Annotated in this window: 13 protein-coding genes; 7 read left to right on the top strand and 6 right to left on the bottom strand. The window is 68.6% G+C overall.

Features of this window, described 5'->3' with window-relative positions; translation table 11 throughout:
* Positions 1 to 89: 89 nt before the first annotated feature.
* A complete protein-coding gene (locus IBJ82_RS31455) occupies positions 90 to 9,416 on the top strand; it encodes a type I polyketide synthase (RefSeq protein WP_194829604.1) in 9,327 nt (3,108 codons plus the stop codon).
* Between the two features lie 11 nt (positions 9,417 to 9,427).
* On the top strand, positions 9,428 to 9,856 hold the full coding sequence (locus IBJ82_RS31450) for a holo-ACP synthase (RefSeq protein ID WP_056821637.1): 429 nt from the start codon (positions 9,428 to 9,430) through the stop codon (positions 9,854 to 9,856).
* A 13-nt stretch (positions 9,857 to 9,869) separates the two neighbouring features.
* Here IBJ82_RS31450 and IBJ82_RS31445 read toward each other — a convergent pair whose 3' ends face one another.
* The gene (locus IBJ82_RS31445; protein WP_082844012.1) at positions 9,870 to 10,490 is read right to left on the bottom strand and encodes a TetR/AcrR family transcriptional regulator; all 621 of its coding nucleotides are present in this window, start codon (positions 10,488 to 10,490) and stop codon (positions 9,870 to 9,872) included.
* A gap of 319 nt (positions 10,491 to 10,809) precedes the next feature.
* On the opposite strand from IBJ82_RS31445, the gene IBJ82_RS31440 reads away from it, so the two are divergent.
* Positions 10,810 to 12,000, top strand: coding sequence for a hypothetical protein (locus IBJ82_RS31440; protein ID WP_194829603.1), 1,191 nt, complete (start codon positions 10,810 to 10,812; stop codon positions 11,998 to 12,000).
* Positions 12,001 to 12,048: 48 nt separating this feature from the next.
* On the opposite strand, the gene IBJ82_RS31435 is transcribed toward IBJ82_RS31440, so the two are convergent.
* Entirely contained in the window at positions 12,049 to 12,837 is a 789-nt protein-coding gene (locus IBJ82_RS31435) for an ABC transporter permease (RefSeq protein ID WP_194829602.1), read from the bottom strand.
* A 20-nt stretch (positions 12,838 to 12,857) separates the two neighbouring features.
* Positions 12,858 to 13,832 (bottom strand): ATP-binding cassette domain-containing protein, encoded by a 975-nt coding sequence (locus IBJ82_RS31430; RefSeq protein WP_194829601.1) that lies wholly within the window; start codon positions 13,830 to 13,832, stop codon positions 12,858 to 12,860.
* 110 nt (positions 13,833 to 13,942) lie between these two features.
* Here IBJ82_RS31430 and IBJ82_RS31425 point away from each other — a divergent pair, with 110 nt between their 5' ends.
* On the top strand, positions 13,943 to 14,668 hold the full coding sequence (locus IBJ82_RS31425) for a TetR/AcrR family transcriptional regulator (protein ID WP_194829600.1): 726 nt from the start codon (positions 13,943 to 13,945) through the stop codon (positions 14,666 to 14,668).
* Here the strand turns inward: IBJ82_RS31425 and bcp are convergent, their stop codons facing one another.
* The gene (gene bcp, locus IBJ82_RS31420; RefSeq protein ID WP_194829599.1) at positions 14,669 to 15,142 is read right to left on the bottom strand and encodes a thioredoxin-dependent thiol peroxidase; all 474 of its coding nucleotides are present in this window, start codon (positions 15,140 to 15,142) and stop codon (positions 14,669 to 14,671) included.
* Positions 15,143 to 15,217: 75 nt separating this feature from the next.
* Between bcp and IBJ82_RS31415 the strand changes: the two genes are divergently transcribed.
* On the top strand, positions 15,218 to 15,451 hold the full coding sequence (locus IBJ82_RS31415) for a DUF3618 domain-containing protein (RefSeq protein WP_370585565.1): 234 nt from the start codon (positions 15,218 to 15,220) through the stop codon (positions 15,449 to 15,451).
* A gap of 67 nt (positions 15,452 to 15,518) precedes the next feature.
* Here IBJ82_RS31415 and IBJ82_RS31410 read toward each other — a convergent pair whose 3' ends face one another.
* Together IBJ82_RS31410 and IBJ82_RS31405 are read right to left on the bottom strand one after the other, a co-directional pair.
* On the bottom strand, positions 15,519 to 15,815 hold the full coding sequence (locus tag IBJ82_RS31410) for an excalibur calcium-binding domain-containing protein (RefSeq protein WP_194829597.1): 297 nt from the start codon (positions 15,813 to 15,815) through the stop codon (positions 15,519 to 15,521).
* 136 nt (positions 15,816 to 15,951) lie between these two features.
* Positions 15,952 to 16,929, bottom strand: a complete 978-nt coding sequence (locus IBJ82_RS31405; protein ID WP_194829596.1) for a pirin family protein — start codon at positions 16,927 to 16,929, stop codon at positions 15,952 to 15,954.
* 71 nt (positions 16,930 to 17,000) lie between these two features.
* Here IBJ82_RS31405 and IBJ82_RS31400 point away from each other — a divergent pair, with 71 nt between their 5' ends.
* Positions 17,001 to 17,465 carry a MarR family transcriptional regulator gene (locus IBJ82_RS31400; RefSeq protein WP_194829595.1) on the top strand — a complete coding sequence of 155 codons (465 nt, stop codon included), beginning with the start codon at positions 17,001 to 17,003 and terminating at the stop codon, positions 17,463 to 17,465.
* 66 nt (positions 17,466 to 17,531) lie between these two features.
* Entirely contained in the window at positions 17,532 to 18,380 is an 849-nt protein-coding gene (locus IBJ82_RS31395; protein ID WP_228537944.1) for a hypothetical protein, read from the top strand.
* Positions 18,381 to 18,430 lie beyond the last annotated feature (50 nt).

Genomic DNA, 18,430 nt, shown 5'->3' with positions numbered 1-18,430 from the left:
CGAGTGTGGCTTCAACAGGCCCAAAGGGCTGCCGGATACGTGTGCGTGCCGTCGGTGGGCGACACGCCAGGAGAAGGAAGTCGAGCGTCTTGACGATCAACGAGAGCACCGAAATCGGCACGGAAGCGACCACGAAAGCGAATGGTCGCGGCCAGGCCAGGGGTGTCCGCGCGGCGCTGCTGGAGCAGCTGCGCACCGGAGCGGGATACGCGTTGGCGTTCGGCGGACAGGGTGCCCAGTGGCTGCGCGAGCTCGAGGAGATCGGGCGCGACAGCGCGCTGGAGTCCGAGCTGGCCGCGCTGGTCAATGACGCGGCCGCGCTGATCGAGCCGGTTGCGACGCAGTTGCTGGTGGTGCGCCCCGGTGGATTCGACCCGATGGGCTGGGTGCTCGAGAGCGAGCTCGACGAGCCGGAGGAGCCCTCGTCGGCGCCCGCGGACTCGGTGCTGCGGTCGGTGCCCATTTCCATGCCGGGTGTGCTGTTGACCCAGATCGCCGCGACCAGGGCGTTGCGGTTGCAGGGTCTCGACCCGGCCGAGCACGCGCCGGTCGCGATCGTCGGACACTCGCAGGGGCTGTTCGCCGCCGCCGCGGTCGAAGCGGGCGGCACGCGTGACGCGGAGCTGCTGGCCATCTCCCAGCTCGTCGGTGCGGCCGCCGGGCTCGTCGCGCGCAGGCGTGGACTGATGCCGGTGGGCGAGCGCTCGCCGATGGTGGCCGTGTCGAATGTGGATCCGGAACAGCTGCGGGCGATCGTCACCGAGGTCGCCGAGGGAGTCGATCCCGCGATCGCCGCGGTGGTGTCGATCCGCAACGGACGCAGGCGCGTCGTGATCTCGGGTGCGCCCGCGCAGATCGATCGGGTGCGCATTCGTTGCGCGCAGCTGCATGACGAGCAGACCCGTGAGCGCGACAGCAAGGCGCGCGGTGGCGCGGTATTCGCGCCCGTATTCGAAGACATCTCCGTCGACGTCGCCTTCCACCACCCGGCGCTGGCCGAGACCGTCGAACTGGTCGCAGGCTGGGCCCGTCAGTGCGAGATCGACGCCGACCTCGCCGCCGCCCTGACCCAGCAGGTGCTCGTCGACCCGATCGACTGGGTCGCCACCGTCGACGCCGTGGTCGAAGCGGGCGCGCAGTGGATTCTCGACCTCGGCCCCGGCGACCTGCTCTCGCGGGTGACCGGCGGTTCGCTCAAGGGCACCGGTGTCGGCGTGGTCGCCGCCGCAACCCGCGCCGGTCAGCGCAGCCTGCTCACTCCGGGTGCCGCGCCGGAGCCGTCGACGCCGTGGTCGGACTTCGCGCCGAAGCCGGTGCGTCTGCCCAACGGCCGCATCGTCGTCGAGACCGCGTTCACCAAGCTCACCGGCCGTTCGCCGATCCTCCTCGCGGGCATGACCCCGACGACCGTCGACGCGAAAATCGTCGCGGCCGCGGCCAATGCGGGCCACTGGGCCGAGCTGGCCGGTGGCGGACAGGTCACCGAGCAGATCTTCGCCGACCGGGTCACCGAGTTGCGTCAGCTGCTGCAGCCGGGTCGCGCCGTGCAGTTCAACTCGCTGTTCCTCGACCCTTACCTGTGGAAGCTGCAGCTGGGCGGTAAGCGCCTGGTGCAGAAGGCGCGGGCGGCGGGTGCGCCGATCGACGGCGTGATCGTCACCGCGGGCATCCCCGAACTCGACGAGGCCGTCGCGCTGATCGGTGAGCTGTCCGAGGCGGGCATCAGCCACGTCGCGTTCAAGCCGGGCACCGTCGCCCAGATCAAGGCCGTGCTGCGCATCGCCGACGCCGTTCCGGACTACCCGGTGATCATGCACATCGAAGGCGGCAAGGCCGGCGGGCACCACTCCTGGGAAGACCTCGACGACCTGCTGCTGGCCACCTACGCCGAGCTGCGCGGCCACGCCAACGTGGTGATCTGCGTCGGCGGCGGCATCGGCACTCCCGAACGCGCCACCGACTACCTCACCGGCACCTGGTCCACCGGCCACGGCTACCCGCTCATGCCCTTGGACGGCGTGCTCGTCGGCACCGCGGCCATGGCTACCCTCGAGGCGACCACCGCCCCCGCGGTGAAGCAGCTGCTCGTCGATACCCCCGGCACCCCCGACTGGGTCGGTGCGGGCACCGCCAGCGGTGGAATGGCCTCCGGGCGCAGCCAGCTGGGCGCCGATATCCACGAGATCGACAATGCCGCCTCGCGCACCGGCCGTCTGCTCGACGAGGTCGCGGGCGATGCCGACGCCGTGGCGAGCCGTCGCGCCGAGATCATCGCGGCGCTCGACGCCACCGCCAAGCCCTACTTCGGCGATGTCGCCACCATGACCTACCAGCAGTGGCTGGAACGCTATGTCTCCCTGGCCGTGACGAGTGAGGTGCCGATCTCGTTCGATTGCGGCAGCGATATCGGTGACGCGATCCGCGACGCCACCCGCTCGGACTGGCTCGACATCAGCTGGCGCGACCGGTTCGCGGAGATGATGCGCCGCACCGAGTCCCGGCTCAACCCGGCCGACAGCGGTGAGATCGAAACTCTGTTCGCCGACGACGAAGCCTTCGAGCACCCGGTGCAGGCGCTGTGCGCGCTGCAGAAGCAGTACCCGACGATCGCCGACACCGTGCTGCACCCGGCCGACGTGCCGTTCTTCGTCTCGCTGTGCAAGACACCGGGCAAGCCGGTGAACTTCGTGCCCGTCGTCGACGCCGATGTGCGCCGCTGGTGGCGTTCGGATTCGCTGTGGCAGGCCCACGATCCGCGCTACTCGGCCGATCAGGTGTGCGTCATCCCCGGCACCGTCGCCGTCGCCGGTATCACCCGCGTGGACGAGCCCGTAGGTGAGCTGCTCGACCGCTTCGAACAGGACACCGCGTACAGCCTGGTCAGGGCCGGTGTCGTCCCCGAGCCGGTGGACGCGCGCCGCGTCGCCGGTGTGGTGGCGGGACCGATCGACACCGTGCTCGCCGCCCCCGACGTGCAGTGGGCCGGTCGCACCACCGTCAACCCGGTGCATCGCCTCGGTCACATCTCGGAGTGGATCGTCGAGCAGGGGAGTGCGGTGCATCGCGCCACCGGCGCCACCCTGACCGAAACCACCGGTCCCGAAGCCGAATTCGGCTACGTGGAGCTGACGGTGCCGCTGGTCCGTGATTCCGTACGGATCCGCATCACCGTGCCCGCGAGCGTGTATTCCGGCGGCGCGCCGGTGATCACCGACGCCGATGCCGAGACCGCGATGTCGGCCCTGCTCGGCGTCGCCGCCGGGAAGTCGCTGCCCGAGGTGAAAGCCGGTGTGGCGCACCTCAACCTGGCATGGATGCCGGATCTGATCGCCGACCACGCCGGTGTCACGGGCTCGGGCCTGCCCGACACCCTCAGTACTCTCGGCCGCACCGCCCCCGATGTGCTCGTCGGCGCCTGCTGGCCCGCGGTCTTCGCGGTGCTCGGCGCAGCGCGTACGCCGGCCGGCGGTTCCGTTATCGAAGGCATGCTCGACCTGGTCCACCTGGATCACCAGATCGACCTGCTGAACGAATTGCCCTCGGAGACAAGCATTCTTGTCGTTCGGGCCGAAGGCGGCGCGGTGGTCGACACCGACATGGGCCGTGTGGTCGAGGTCGAGGTGAACATCGGCCTGATCCTGGATCAGGGACTCGACGCCACTCCGCTGGCCCGGCTCGTCGAACGCTTCGCCATCCGCGGACGCAACGGCGCGGGCGAGCTCACCGATCCGCCGCGCGCGGCCGGTGCGGTCTCCGACGACGCCACCGACACCCCGCGCCGCCGTCGCCGCGATGTGAGCATGGCCGCCCCGCGCGCCATGCACGCGTTCGCCGCGGTCTCCGGCGACCACAACCCGATCCACACCTCCGATGCCGCCGCCAAGCTGGCCGGCCTCGGCAGCCCGATCGTGCACGGCATGTGGCTCTCGGCCGCCGCCCAGCACGCGGTGGTTGCGGTGGATCCCGAAAGCTCCGCTCCCGCACGCACTCTCACGGCATGGACCACCCGGTTCCTCGGCATGGTGCGCCCCGGCGCGACCGTGGACGTGCGGGTGGAGCGGATCGCGGTGGACGCGGGCGCCGAGATCGTCGAGGTCTCCTGCCGCGTCGACGGTGACCTGGTCATGACCGCGACCGGGCGCACCGCCGCCCCGAAGACCGTGTACGCCTTCCCGGGCCAGGGCATCCAGCGCAAGGGGATGGGCCTGGACGCGCTGACCCGCTCGAAGGCGGCCAAGCGGGTATGGGAGCGTGCCGACGCGCACACCCGCGAAGCCCTCGGTTTCTCGATCCTGGCGGTGGTGCGCGACAACCCGACCTACCTCAAGGCGCGCGGTGTCGAACACCGGCACCCGGACGGCGTGCTGCACCTGACCCAGTTCACCCAGGTCGCGATGGCCACCCTCGGCGTCGCCCAGGTCGCCGAGCTGCGGGAATCGGGCGCGTTCGTCGAAGGCTCGATGCTGGCCGGTCACTCGGTCGGTGAGTACAACGCCCTCGCCGCCGTTGCCGGTGTGCTGCCGCTGGAAGCCGTGCTCGAGGTCGTGTTCCAGCGTGGCTCGGCCATGCACGAACTGGTGCCGCGTGATGCGCAGGGTCGCAGCAACTACCGGATGGCCGCCATCCGCCCGTCGCAGATCGGACTGCCCGACCCCGAGGTGATCGACTTCGTCAACGGGATCGGCGCGGAGACCGGCGAATTCCTCGAGGTGGTGAACCTCAACCTGCGCGGCTCCCAGTACGCCATCGCGGGCACGGTCGCCGGGCTCGAGGCACTCGAAACCGAAATCGACCGTCGCCGTGCAGAGTTCGGCGGCAAGCGGGCCTTCATCCTGGTGCCCGGCATCGACGTGCCGTTCCACTCCTCGGTGCTGCGCGACGGTGTGCCGGAGTTCCGGCACAAGCTCGAGCAGCTGCTGCCCGCCGAGGTGCACCCGGAGGTTCTGGTCGGACGCTACATTCCGAACCTGGTACCCCGTCCGTTCTCGCTGGACCGCGCGTTCCTCACCGAGATCGCCGAACTCGTGCCGTCGGAGCCCCTGGTGGCCGTGCTGGCCGACTTCGACAGCTGGGCCACGCGCGATGCCGAACTGTGCCGTGTGGTGCTGATCGAGCTGCTGGCCTGGCAGTTCGCCAGCCCGGTGCGCTGGATCGAGACCCAGGACCTGCTGTTCGCCGACACCGCCCACGGTGGTCTCGGCGTGGAACGGTTCGTCGAGATCGGCCTCGGCGCCACTCCCACCGTGGCGAACCTGGCCTCGCAAACGCTGAAGCTGCCCGGGTTCGGTGGGGTGACCGTGGAGGTCGTCAACGTCGAACGTGACGCGGCGGTCGTCTACTCCACCGACACCGATCCGGCCCCGGTCGACGACATCGACGACGCCCCGGTCGAAACCGCGGCCGCGCCGACTGCCGCGGCTCCCGTCGCCGCCGCCGCTCCGGTGGCGACCGGTGGCCCGCGACCCGACGACATCGCCTTCAGCGCCGCCGACGCCACCCGCGTGCTCATCGCGCTGTGGACCAAGCTGCGGATGGACCAGATCGGCCCGGTCGACACCATCGAGGGCCTCTGCGACGGTGTCTCCTCGCGGCGTAACCAGCTGCTCGTCGACCTCGGCGCCGAACTCTCCCTCGGAGCCATCGACGGCGCCGCCGACGCCGACATGGGCGCACTGGCCGCCACCGTCGAACGCCTTGCCCGCACCTACAAGCCCTTCGGCACCGTGCTCACCGATGCCATCGGCGACCACCTGCGCAAGGTCTTCGGCCCCTCCGGCAAGCGGCCCGCCGCCATCGCCGACCGGGTCAAGAAGGTCTGGGAACTCGGCGACGGCTGGGCCAGCCACGTCACCGCCGAGGTCTCCCTCGGCACCCGCGAAGGTGCGAGCGTGCGCGGCGGTGACCTCGGCGGTCTCGCCGGCGGTGCGCTCAGCGATGCGGCTTCGGTCGACGCCGCCATCGACGCCGCTGTGCAGGCTGTGGCCGCACGGCGCGGTGTCGCGGTCTCGATGCCCTCGGCGGGTGGCGCTACCGGCGGCACCGTCGACGCTGCCGCGCTCGGCGAGTTCACCGAGCAGATCACCGGACGCGACGGCGTGCTCGCCACCGCGGCCAGGGTCGTGCTCGAACAGCTCGGCCTCAGCGAGAAGATCAGCGCACCCGAGGCGACTCCCGATACGCTCGCCGACCTCGTCTCGGCCGAACTGGGTTCGGACTGGCCGCGTCTGGTCGCTCCGACGTTCGACGCCCGCAAGGCCGTGCTCATCGACGACCGCTGGGCCACCGCCCGTGAAGACCTCGCGAAGATGTGGCTCGGCGACGATGCCGCCACCGCGGAGCAGTCGATCGACGGTTTCGTCGGTGCCGGTGAAGCTGTTGCCGCCCAGGCGAGCTGGTGGCGTCAGCGGGCCATGCACGAGGCCCGTTCGGTGCTGGCCGGGGTGTACGCGCAGATCGCCAAGGCCGCGCTCGACACCACCGAGCCGGGTCTGTGGTCCGACGACCTCGCCGTGATCACCGGCGCCAGCAAGGGTTCCATCGCGGCAGCCGTCACCGGCAAGCTCCTCTCCGGTGGCGCGACCGTGGTGGTCACCACCTCCGGTCTCAACGACGAGCGGCTGCGGTTCTACCGCTCGCTCTACCGCGACAACGCCCGCCACGGTGCGGCGCTGTGGGTGGTCCCGGCCAATATGGCCTCCTACCAGGACCTCGACGCGCTGATCGAGTGGGTCGGCACCGAGCAGGTCGACAACGCGGGTGGCGCCAAGATCAAGGTCAAGGACGCCATGACCCCGACGATGCTGCTGCCGTTCGCGGCACCGCGCGTCGCCGGCGACCTCGCCGACGCGGGCGCCCGCGCCGAAATGGAGATGCGGGTCCTGCTCTGGTCGGTGGAACGGCTGATCGGCGGCCTGTCCGCCCTCAACGCCGACCACGACGTCGACGCGAAACTGCATGTGGTGCTGCCGGGTTCGCCCAACCGTGGCCTCTTCGGCGGCGACGGCGCCTACGGCGAATCCAAGGCCGCGCTCGACGCGGTCGTCACCAAGTGGAAGGCCGAGAAGTCCTGGGCCGCACGGGTGACGCTGGTACACGCGCTGATCGGCTGGGTGCGCGGCACCGGGCTGATGGGTCACAACGACCCCATGGTCGAGGCCGTGGAGAAGGCGGGCGTGCACACCTGGTCGACCACCGAGATGGCCGACGAACTGCTCAAGTGGTGCACCTCGCGTGCTCGTCAGGTGACGCTCACCGGCCCGCAGCAGATCGACCTCACCGGTGGTCTGGCGCGTGCCAAGCTCGACCTGCCCGCGCTCGCCAAGCAGGCGCAGGAGGCCGCGGCCGAGCAGATCGAAGAAGCCGCCACCGCCGCGACCATCGCCGCGCTGCCCGCACCGCCCACCCTGAGTTCGGCGCTGCCCGTTCCTGATTGGGCTCCGGTCACCGCGGAACTGAGCGACATGGTCGTCATCGTCGGCGCCGGTGAGCTCGGCCCGTACGGCTCGTCGCGTACCCGTTTCGAGATGGAGGTCGAAGACCAGCTCTCGGCCGCCGGCGTGCTCGAACTGGCCTGGACCACCGGTCTGATCCGCTGGGAGAACGAGCCGAAGCCCGGCTGGTACGACACCGAATCCGGTGACTTCGTACCCGAGGCCGAGGTCGCGGAGCGCTACCACGACACGGTCGTCGAACGCTGCGGTGTGCGCCGCTACGAAGACGACGGCGCCATGCTCGACAACGCGGCCCCGCTGCTCACCTCGGTGTTCCTCGATCAGGACCTGACGTTCACGGTCGCCAACGAGGCCGAGGCACGGGCATTCGCCACCGCCGATCCCGAGCACACGGTGATCAGCCCGGTCGAGGGCGCAGGCGACTGGACCGTCACCCGTCAGGCGGGCACCGAGATCCGTGTGCCGCGCAAGGCGAAGCTGTCCCGCGTGGTCGGCGGCCAGATCCCGACCGGCTGGGACCCCACCATCTGGGGCGTCTCGGCCGACATGGCCGCCTCGATCGACCGGGTCGCGCTGTGGAACATCGTCTGCACCGTCGACGCGTTCGTCGGCGCGGGCTTCAGCCCCGACGAGCTGATGAGCTGGGTGCACCCGAGCCTGGTGGCCAACACCCAGGGCACCGGTATGGGCGGCATGTCCTCGATGCGCTCGCTCTACGTCGACAACCTGCTCGGCGAACTGCGCCCGAACGACATCCTCCAAGAAGCACTGCCCAACGTCGCCCTTGCGCACGTGGTGCAGTCCTACGTGGGCAGCTACGGCGCCATGGTGCACCCGGTCGCGGCGTGCGCCACGGCGGCGGTATCGGTCGAGGAAGGCGTCGACAAGATCCGGCTCGGCAAGGCCGAAGTCGTGGTCGCCGGTGGTTTCGACGACCTGGGTATCGAAGGCATCGTCGGCTTCGGTGACATGTCGGCCACCGCCGACTCGGCGAGCATGCGCGCCAAGGGAATCAGCGACCGCTACTTCTCCCGCGCCAACGATCGTCGTCGCGGCGGGTTCGTGGAATCGCAGGGTGGCGGCACCGTGCTGCTGGCCCGCGGTGACGTGGCCGTGCAGATGGGTCTGCCGGTGCTCGGCGTCGTCGCCTTCGCCCAGTCCTTCGCCGACGGCGTGCACACCTCCATCCCGGCACCGGGTCTCGGTGCGCTGGGTGCGGGGCGTGGCGGCAGCGAGTCGCGACTGGCGGCCGAACTGCGCAAGCTCGGCGTGACCCCCGACGACATCGCGGTGATCTCCAAGCACGACACCTCCACCGCGGCCAACGACCCCAACGAGTCGGAGCTGCACGAGCGGCTCGCCGGCGCGCTGGGGCGTACCAGCGGCGCACCGCTGTTCGTGGTCTCGCAGAAGAGCCTCACCGGCCACGCCAAGGGCGGCGCGGCGGCATTCCAGCTCATCGGCCTGTGCCAGGTGCTGGAGAACGGTGTGGTGCCGCCGAACCGCAGCCTGGACTGCGTCGACGAGAAGATGGCCGCCTACCCGCACCTGGTGTGGGCGCGCGAGCCACTGCGTTTCGGCGAGAAGTTCGCGCTCAAGGCGGGTCTGGTGACCTCGCTCGGCTTCGGTCACGTGTCCGGTCTGCTCGCGGTGGTCCATCCGCAGGCGTTCCTGGCCGCGATCGACCCGGCCGCGCGGGCGCAGTACCAGGAGCGGGCGCAGACGCGTCAGCTCGCGGGCAGGCAGCGCTTCGCCGAGGCCATGTGCGGCGGCTCGGCACTGTACGAGAAGCCCGCCGATCGTCGCCTCGGCGCCGACGGCACGCCGGCCAAGCAGATCCGTCAGCTCGAGGCCGACATGCTGCTCTCGCCGCAGGCCCGTCTCGACAGCGACGGTGTCTACAGCGCGAACGGATGGGGCTGCGGCACCGGGCAAATCGCCCCGCAGTCGACCGAAGCGTCGTAGGCTGCCGCTTCGTGACGATTCTCGGTATCGGCTTGGACTTGGTGACCATCTCCGAGTTCTCCGAACAGCTGCAACGGCCCGGGTCGACCATGCTCAGGGAGACATTCACCGCTGGTGAACGTCGCTACTGCCAGAGCAAGCAAACCGACCCGGCCCGCAGCTTCGCCGCGCGGTGGGCCGCGAAGGAGGCGGTGCTCAAAGCCTGGGCATCGTCTCGCTTCGCCCGCAGCCCACAGATCGGCGACAATCCGTACCCGCTCATCGAAGTCGTCAACGACGCCTGGGGCAGGCCCAGCATCAAACTCCACGGCCTCGCCGCGGAATTCCTGCCCCGGGTGCGGGTACACCTGTCCCTGACCCACGACGGCGACACCGCCGCTGCGATGGTGGTGCTGGAGGACCCGGGCGAACTGGCCGATTTGATCGAAGGCCGAAACTAGAACTCGCGAACCGTCATTTTTCTTCGGCGGTTCGCGATTCTTTTTCCGCGACAAGCAGATACGCCACCATCAGCCGCTTGAGTTCGGCGACGGCGTCGGTGTTCGATTGATCTTCCTGCACCGAGAAATTCAGCATCGAATACACGACGTGCACCAGCACTTCGGCCATCATCGTGCGCCGGGCGCGCGGTGTGCGCGGTGTCAGCGGACGCAGCATCTGCGAGACGACCGCGGCGAATTCCTTCTCGTGCAGTGCGCCCGTAGCCCGCGTGGAGGGGGTCGACTGCATCGCCAACCACACCTCGCGCCGCGACGGGTCGGTGGTCCACAGGTTCGCCATGTGGTCGACGAACTGGTTCATGTGCCGCAGCCAGTCCAGCGAGGGCACTTCACCGTGGAAGTCGGCCAGCTCGCGGGAAACCGCAACCAGGTCTTGTCGATTGAGTTCGCAGACGATCACGTATTTGTTGGCGAAGAACTGGTACAGGGTGCCGATCGGCACCTCGGCGCGCTGCGCGACCTCTTCACAGGTGAACGATTCGAACCCGACCTCGACCAGCAGCTCGCGCGAAGACGCCAGCAGCGCGTCGAATTTGCGCTTGCTGCGCTCCTGTGTCGGCCGCTTGCGCGGCATCAACTCTTGCGGGTCGTCCTGCAATTCCAGCGCAGGGTCCGGACGGCTCTGCGGTGACCGGGCCTGCGCGTGTACTTCCACCCATTCAGGCTAGCGGTATACGCACATCCGCGACACGCCTCTACCGACAGCGTGTCAACAACTGGTTGAAATCCTGACCCATCCATACCCTGACCGGTGACGAATCATCAGATAAGTGTGCGTCTATCTGCACGCTTATTCGCGGCTAGCCAGCTCACGCCGCACCAGACCTACCGCGAAGTGACGGACCCCGTGTGGTCCCGTCCCGCACCGTTTCGCACAGGGGAAGGCAAGACTTGTGGCAACAGGATCTGTGGTAACCCTCGGCGTCAGCACCGAGCGTGGAGCCGTGCACGCGGTCGCGTTCGCCGAATCGGGCGTCACTCTCACGGATCGGATGCTGCTGCGGCGCACCGTCCGTGCCGGTGGCGACGGCAAGGCCGAAGTGGCGGCGGCGGTGCTCACCGCACTCGACGCGATCGCGGCCGAACTCGACAACGAGCACGAGATCGCCGGGGTGGCAGTGAGTTACCGCGACGCGAACGAGCGGCGCGCGATCGTCACCCGACTGGCGGAGACCGAATGGCGTACCGCCTCGCTGGTTTCGGCGAAGTCGGCGCATCTGTTCGTCGCGGGCGCGATGACCTGGCTGGACGAGTTCGACAACCTGCTCATCGTCGAGGCCGTGCCCGGATACCAGGCGATGACGCTGGTCGACCCGGGTCGCCATCGCGTGCTGGCCGCCTACTCGCAGACCGGCGCGCCGACGCCCGATGCCTTGCGCGCGGGCGTATCGGCAGCGTGGGATCAGTTCGAGGCGGCGTCGGTGAAGCCCGGCGCGGTGGTGCTGGTCGGTTCGTCGTCGGACGCGCCCGCGGTGCGCGACGCGGTCGCCGGGTTCGGTGTGCCGGTGCTGCCCTGCCGGTTGGCGCCGTTCGCGCCCGCCGCCGGTGCCGCGCTGGTCGCGCTCGGTGACACGGTCGTGGTGCCGATCTCCACCGGCGCGCGCTCCAAGCGGGGGACGGCGATGGTCGCCGCGGCGGCGAGTGTGCTGGTCGGCGGGCTCGTGGCCGGTGGTTCGTATGCGGTGATGAACGGCGAGCCGCCGGTGGTCGACAACACCGCCGTGTCGTCGGAGCCCGGCGCCGCGTCGGCACCGGTTATTCCGCAAGCCCCCCAGACACACGAGGCCGCCTCGGTCGAGAGCGAGTCGACCGGCGGTGTGACGGAAGACTCGACCACCTCGCCATACGAGACGGTGTCGCCGAATCCGCAACTGGTGAACCCGGGCGAATTCCCCCTCGACTACCCGACCCAGCTGTACGGAGACGCGCCACAGGAGGATCCGCTGCCGCTCGAGCCTGTCGTGCCTGCGGTGCCGCAGATTCCCGCCGCCGCCCCGACCCTGCCGGGGACGGGCATTCCGCTCAGCATGCAGCCGGCGCAGGCTTTCACGCCGGAAGGTCCGCAGACGGAATCCGCCGACTGATCGTCTCCACACAGAAGGGGCAGCGCGTGCGCTGCCCCTTCTGTGGTTTCAGACGCTGGTGCGACGGCGGAACAAGACTCCCGCCGCGACATATCCGACCAGTGCGATACCCGCGCACCACAGCACCGCGAGCAAACCGCTGTCGCCGATAGGCGTGCCCATCAACAACCCACGCATCGTCTCGATCACTGGGGTTACCGGCTGATTCTCGGCGAACCAGTGCAGCCACACCGGCATCGAATCGGTCGGGACGAACGCGCTGCTCACATACGGCAGGAACATGAACACAAACGTGAAGCCGTTTGCCGCTTCAGGATTTCGCGCGAGCAGACCGAGTGCGGCGGACAGCCACGACAGCGCGAACACGAACATCGCCAGCAACCCGAGGACGCCCAGCCAGCGCAGCGGCTCGGTGGTCGGTCGGAAACCGATCGCGACCGCGAGCCCGATCACGATCCCCGAGGTGAGCAGATTGCGGATCACGCTTTCGGCGACGTGGCCGGTGAGCACCGCCGAGCGGGCGATAGCCATGGCTCTGAACCGGTCGATGATGCCGTCGGCCAGATCGGTAGACAGCGCGACGGCGGTCGTCGACGCACCGAAACCCGCGCACAGCAGAATGATTCCAGGGACCACGTAGTCGATGTAGGCCCCGGGGCCTACATCCATCGCGCCGCCGAAGACGTAGACGAACATCAGCAGGATTATCACGGGCAGCGCGATCGTCATGATCATCGTGTCGGGACTGCGCAAGGTATGCCTGATATTGCGGTCCAGCATCGTGGCCGAATCCTGGACGGTGCGCAGCGTGCGCTGCGCGGGAGACAGGGTGGTCATCGTGTGTCTCGTTTCGATGTTCAGGCGACCGAGGCGGCGCTGCGGGGTTGACCGGTCAGGGCGAAGAAGACGTCGTCGAGGTCGGGGGTGTGCACCGTGAGCTGCTGGATCGCGATGTCGAGGTCGGCGAAGCGGTCGAGCAGCTGCTTGATCTCGGCCGCGCTGCCGTCCGACGGCACCTGCAGGGTCAGCTGCTCGGGATCGACGTGGGAGCCGGTGGCGGAAACCGACACGGCGTCGACGGCCTTCGCGCCGGCCGCGAGCAGGTGGTGGTCAGCGAAGCTCAGCCGGATGTGCCCGCCAGGGACCAGGCGCTTGAGTTCGGCCGGTGTGCCGTCTGCGACGATGTGGCCGTTGTCGAGCACAGCGATCCGGTCGGCCAGCTGATCGGCTTCCTCCAGATACTGGGTAGTGAGGAAGATCGTTGTCCCGTCGGCCGCGAGTTCCCTGATCCCCGTCCACAGGTCGCGTCGGCTGCGTGGATCGAGACCGGTGGTCGGCTCATCGAGGAACACGATGCGCGGTCGGCCCATCAGGCTCATGGCCAGATCAAGTCGCCGCCGCATACCGCCGGAGTAGGCGCTGACCGGTCGATCTGCGGCGTCGACCAGCTCGAAACGGTCGAGTAGCTCAGCGGTGCGGCGCTTGGTCTCGGCCGCACCCAGATGCAGCAATCGGCCGGTCAGGCGCAGGTTCTCGGTGCCGGTCAGCACCAGGTCGACGGCGGCGTATTGGCCGGTGACACCGATCAGCCTGCGCACGGTGTCGCCGGCGTGGACAGGGTCGTGGCCGAAGACGCGCACCTGACCGCCATCCGGTCGGATCAGAGTGGCCAGAATGCGGACCAGTGTCGTCTTGCCCGCACCGTTCGGGCCGAGCAGCGAGAAGACCGTCCCCGCCGGTATGTCGAGTTCGAGGTCGTCGAGGACGACGTGGGTGGCGTAGGCCTTGCGCAACCGGCTGACGGTGAGCGCGGGCACTGAATCGGGTGACATTGATTTCTCCGCTCAAGAAACTGTTTATGGTGTAGATATAGTTTATATGGTAATCAGTTCTTTGGCGCAAGGGCGGGCACCGCTAGAGTCGACGCGAGCGGAGGAGGACGATGACGACATCCGGCGATCCGGCGCTGCCGAAGACTGTCCAGTTGATGTGGGGTCTAGATGAATCGGGCGGTCGTGGGCCCAGGCGGGCGCTCACCATCGACCAGATCCTGGATGCTGCCATCGAGGTGGCCGACGCGGAGGGCTATGCGGCGCTGTCGATGAACAGGGTCGCCAACCAGCTCGGCTTCACGGCCATGTCGCTGTACCGCTACGTCGACAGCAAGACCATGTTGGTGAATCTGCTGGTCGACCGAGTCGTCGGGCAGCCGCCCACCACCGTGGCCGGTGCCACGTGGCGAGCAGGACTGCAACAGTGGGCGCTGGCGGAGTTCGAGGCCATCGGCATACACGAGTGGTGGGTGGACATCCCACAGAGTGGACCTCCGATGGGTCCGAACAACATGGCCTGGGTCGAGGCCGGTCTACGGGTACTCGGTGCGGTGCCGCTGCCGGAACCTGTCAAACTCCAGCTGGTGATGAACCTGTCGATGTTCGTGGTCGGCAGGCGACGAGCGGCCAGGGATCTGCGGATCGGCGAGGGCGACGACTTCGGCGCGATCATGGCCAGGGTGCTCGACCCTGTCCGCTTTCCCGCGATGTCGGCCGCCCTCGCCGGGGCGGCCTTCGAGAACGAGGAAATCGATTGGGAGAAAGCTGATTTCGAGTTCGGCCTGGCGCGGCTGCTCGACGGTTACGAGATCTACATCAGCTCGTTCGGCGACTGACTACACCGACAGATCGCGGCGCAACTTAGCGACGTGGCCGGTGGCTCGGACGTTGTACTGGGCGAGTTCGATCTTGCCCTTTTCGTCGACCAGGAAGGTCGAGCGGATCACGCCCGTCACGGTCTTGCCGTACATCATCTTTTCGCCGAAGGCGCCCCATTCTTTGAGCACCTCGCGCTCGGGATCCGACAACAGCGGGAAGGTCAGGCCCTCGTTGTCGCGGAATTTCGCCAGCTTGGCGGGCTTGTCGGGCGAGATGCCGATGACGTCGAGGCCCGCGCCACCGAGGTCGGCCAGGTTGTCGCGGAAGTCGCACGCCTGCTTGGTGCAGCCGGGGGTGCTGGCGGCCGGGTAGAAATAGACGATCACCTTGCGGCCGCGGTAGTCCGACAGCGATACGTCGTTGCCGTCGGCGTCGGGCAGCGTGAACTCGGGGGCGGTGTCTCCGGGGGAGAGGCGATGGTTGTCGGTCACCACCGCACGGTAACCGACCGGGTCGGCGAGGCGCATGGATAGACTCGGTGACGAGCAGCAGACATATACCTGGAGGTGACGGTGGCCAAGGACGACACCGACCGGATTGAACGCGAGATCGAGATCGCGCGTACCCGGTTGGCGACCACGCTCGACGAACTGGCGGTGCGCGCGGATCCGCAACGGATCGCGGACGACACCAAGAATATGGTGGTCGCCAAGTTGAACGAGCCGAAGGTCAAATACACGCTGATCGGAGCGGGCGCCCTCGTGGCCGGCCTGGTCCTGATCAAGATCTTCCGCGGCTGAATCAGCCGGCCGGACAACAAAAAACACCCGATGTGCCAACGAGTCACATCGGGTGTTTTTTGTGCTTCTACTGCGTGGGGCAGGCCAGGCCGTCGCCGTCGGGATCGAGGTGCGGGGAGTAGCCCGCCTCGCCGCGGAACAACGGCGCGCGGCCGGCGGCCATCGCATCGTCGCAGCTACGGAACGCGCCACCGGCGGAACCGGACTGGACCAGGTTGGCCGAGCCGGTCGCTCCGAGAATGGAGTCGAAGCTGGACGAACCGGTGCCCGCCGAGCCCGCGAACGGGTTGGCATGGGCGACCGGTGCGGCGATCAGGGCGAGCCCTACGGAGGCAAGGCTGACGGTGAGCCGACGAACGTTCATGAATTCCTCTATGTCTGCTGCGGTTCGGGTGTGGTCACGGCCACGATGATGGCCGGTAGGCCCCGTCCACCTTGGTGACGGGGCGACCGATTGTCAACCGCACGCGACCCGAGGATTCGCCGCGAGTAGCGGTCGGTTATTCCCCCAGTCTGCGCCCGGTCAGGTGTTCGGCCGGGATGGTGCCCATGCGACCCGCGTTGAAATCCTCCATCGCCTCGATGATCTCCTTGCGCGTGTTCATCACGAACGGCCCGTATTGAATCACCGGTTCGCGCAACGGGGTTCCGCCGAGCAGCAGTACCTCGAGATCGCCGGTGGTGCTGCGCTGGGTGAGGTCGGCGGTCAGGGTGACGGCGTCGCCCGTGCCGAAGACGGCCAGTTGTCCGGCGCTGATCGGCCTGCGATCGACGCCGACCGTGCCGCTGCCGGAGAGCACGTAGGCCATCGCGGTGAAGTTCTTGGGCCACGGCGTTTCCAGCTGGGCGCCGGGCACGAGCGAGGCGTGGGCGTAGGCGATCGGGGTGTAGGTGGAACCGGGGCCGGTGAAACCGGCGACCTCACCGGCGATGACGCGCACCAGAGCTCCGCCGTCGTGCGAGCTGACCAGGGTCAGTTCGCCGGCGCGCAGGTCCTGGTAGCGCGGGGTGGCGAACTTGTTCGCCCTCGGCAGGTTCACCCACAGCTGGATTCCGTGGAACGTGCCGCCGGAGATGACGAGCTTCTCCTCGGGTAGCTCGTCGTGGAGCATGCCGGAGCCCGCGGTCATCCACTGCGTGTCGCCCTCGCCGATGACACCGCCACCCCCTTGGGAATCGTGGTGGACCATGGTGCCGTCGAGCATGTACGTGACAGTCTCGAAGCCGCGGTGCGGATGCCACGGCGCGCCCTTGGCCGCGTACGGCTCGTAGGCCACCGGGCCCATCTGGTCGAGCAGGATGAACGGGTCGGCCGCGCGCAGGTCGACGCTGGGGAACGGCCGGGTCACCTCGAACCCGGCGCCTTCCTGCTGGCGCGCGGCGGTGACGATCTGGCGAACCGGACGCTGGGTCTCGGTGACATCGGGGCGGGGCAGCCGGGGCAGCACCATGATGTCGTCGACGGTGATAGCTGGCATGGGGTGCCTCCTGGGAGCTTCGCGAGTCAGTTGGTTTCCATGTCAACCAACATGGCCCTAGAATCATTCCCGTGCCCCGATGGTTGTCCGAAGAAGAGCAGAAGACCTGGCAGTCCTACATCCTCATGCGTCAGCGTCTCGACGCCGTCCTAGCCGCGGGCCTGGGCGAACACGGACTATCGATGGCCGACTACGAGCTGTTGGTGCCGCTGTCGGCGGCGCCGAGCGGATGCCTGCGAGCCAAGGACCTGGCCGCCGAGGTCTGCTGGGACAAGTCGAGGTTGTCCAAGCAACTGGCCCGGATGGCGACGCGCGGACTCGTCGATCGAGTACCCGCCGAGGACGACGCGCGCGGAATCGTGGTGTCGCTGACCGAGGCCGGGCGCAAGATCTTGCGCGAGGCCGCGCCCGAGCACGTCGAGCTGGTGCGGGAGTTGTTCATCGACCGGATGACCGACGCGGAAAGCACGGCGATCCGCTCGCTGGCCGAGAAGGTGATAGCGGCAGGCGAGGCCCGAAACGATTCGGCCGGTTAACGATTCGTGCCCGCAGCCCGATGCGTTGTAGACAGGGCTCGAACTTCGCACGCAGGGGGTGGTGGCATGAAGGCAGCCGGGTTCATCGTTTCAGTGGGCATGCTGTGCGCATTGTCGGTCGCGGGATGCTCGACGGACAGCGGCACCGCGCAGCCGGCGACGACCACCGCTCGAGGTGGGTCGTGGGGTTCCGGCACACCCGTCACCGAACTGCCCGGCGCCGGCGGTGCGACGATCGTGCCGGATCAGTCGCCACCGGTCACCGTCGCCCCGACGACGCCGGGCCCGCGCCCGACCGGTTCGGGCGAACCGAGCGGCGCGCCTGCCTCCACCGTGCCCCGACCGCCGGTGGCGACCGATGTCGTCTCGCTGGTCGCCGTCGATGCCGCAGGCCAACCGGCCAACGGCTTCTCCTTGACCAGTCCGACCCCGGTCGGCACCCTCGACTGCTCCTACATGTCGCCGAGCCGCTCGGCGACCACCGCGGGCATCTACGAATGCGGTGCTTCCGCCGACTCGGCCAATGTGTGCTGGGCTGCTCCAGACAGGGCCTCGCTGCTGTGTGCGAATGACCCGTGGCAGCGCGGGCTGCGCCTGTATACCGTCGACCCGCCGGTCACCGACATCGGCAAAACCGCGTCGCCCGAGCCGTGGGCACTCGAACTCGCCGACGGCCGCCACTGCCGTATCCGCGTCGGCGGCGCCTGGGGTGGCCGCTCCGACGGTCTGGTCGGTGCCTACTCCTGCGACGGCGGAAACGACGTGGTCCTGCAGCCGTCCGCCGCCCGCACCGCTATCGATACCTCCACCAGTACCTGGCTGGTCAAGGTCGGTCCGCTGGGCTCCGGCGCACCCGACTTCCCGGCCCCCGCGACAGTCGCAGTTCGCACCGCCTATTTCGCCGCGACGAGCTGAGTCGGCCGCGTGGTTGTCCTCACTGGCGACCCCGTCCTACCGTGGCGGTA

It is taken from the genome of Nocardia sp. XZ_19_231 (assembly GCF_015355705.1).
Classification (GTDB): Bacteria; Actinomycetota; Actinomycetes; order Mycobacteriales; family Mycobacteriaceae; genus Nocardia; species Nocardia salmonicida.
This window is presented reverse-complemented; position numbering and strand designations above follow the sequence as displayed.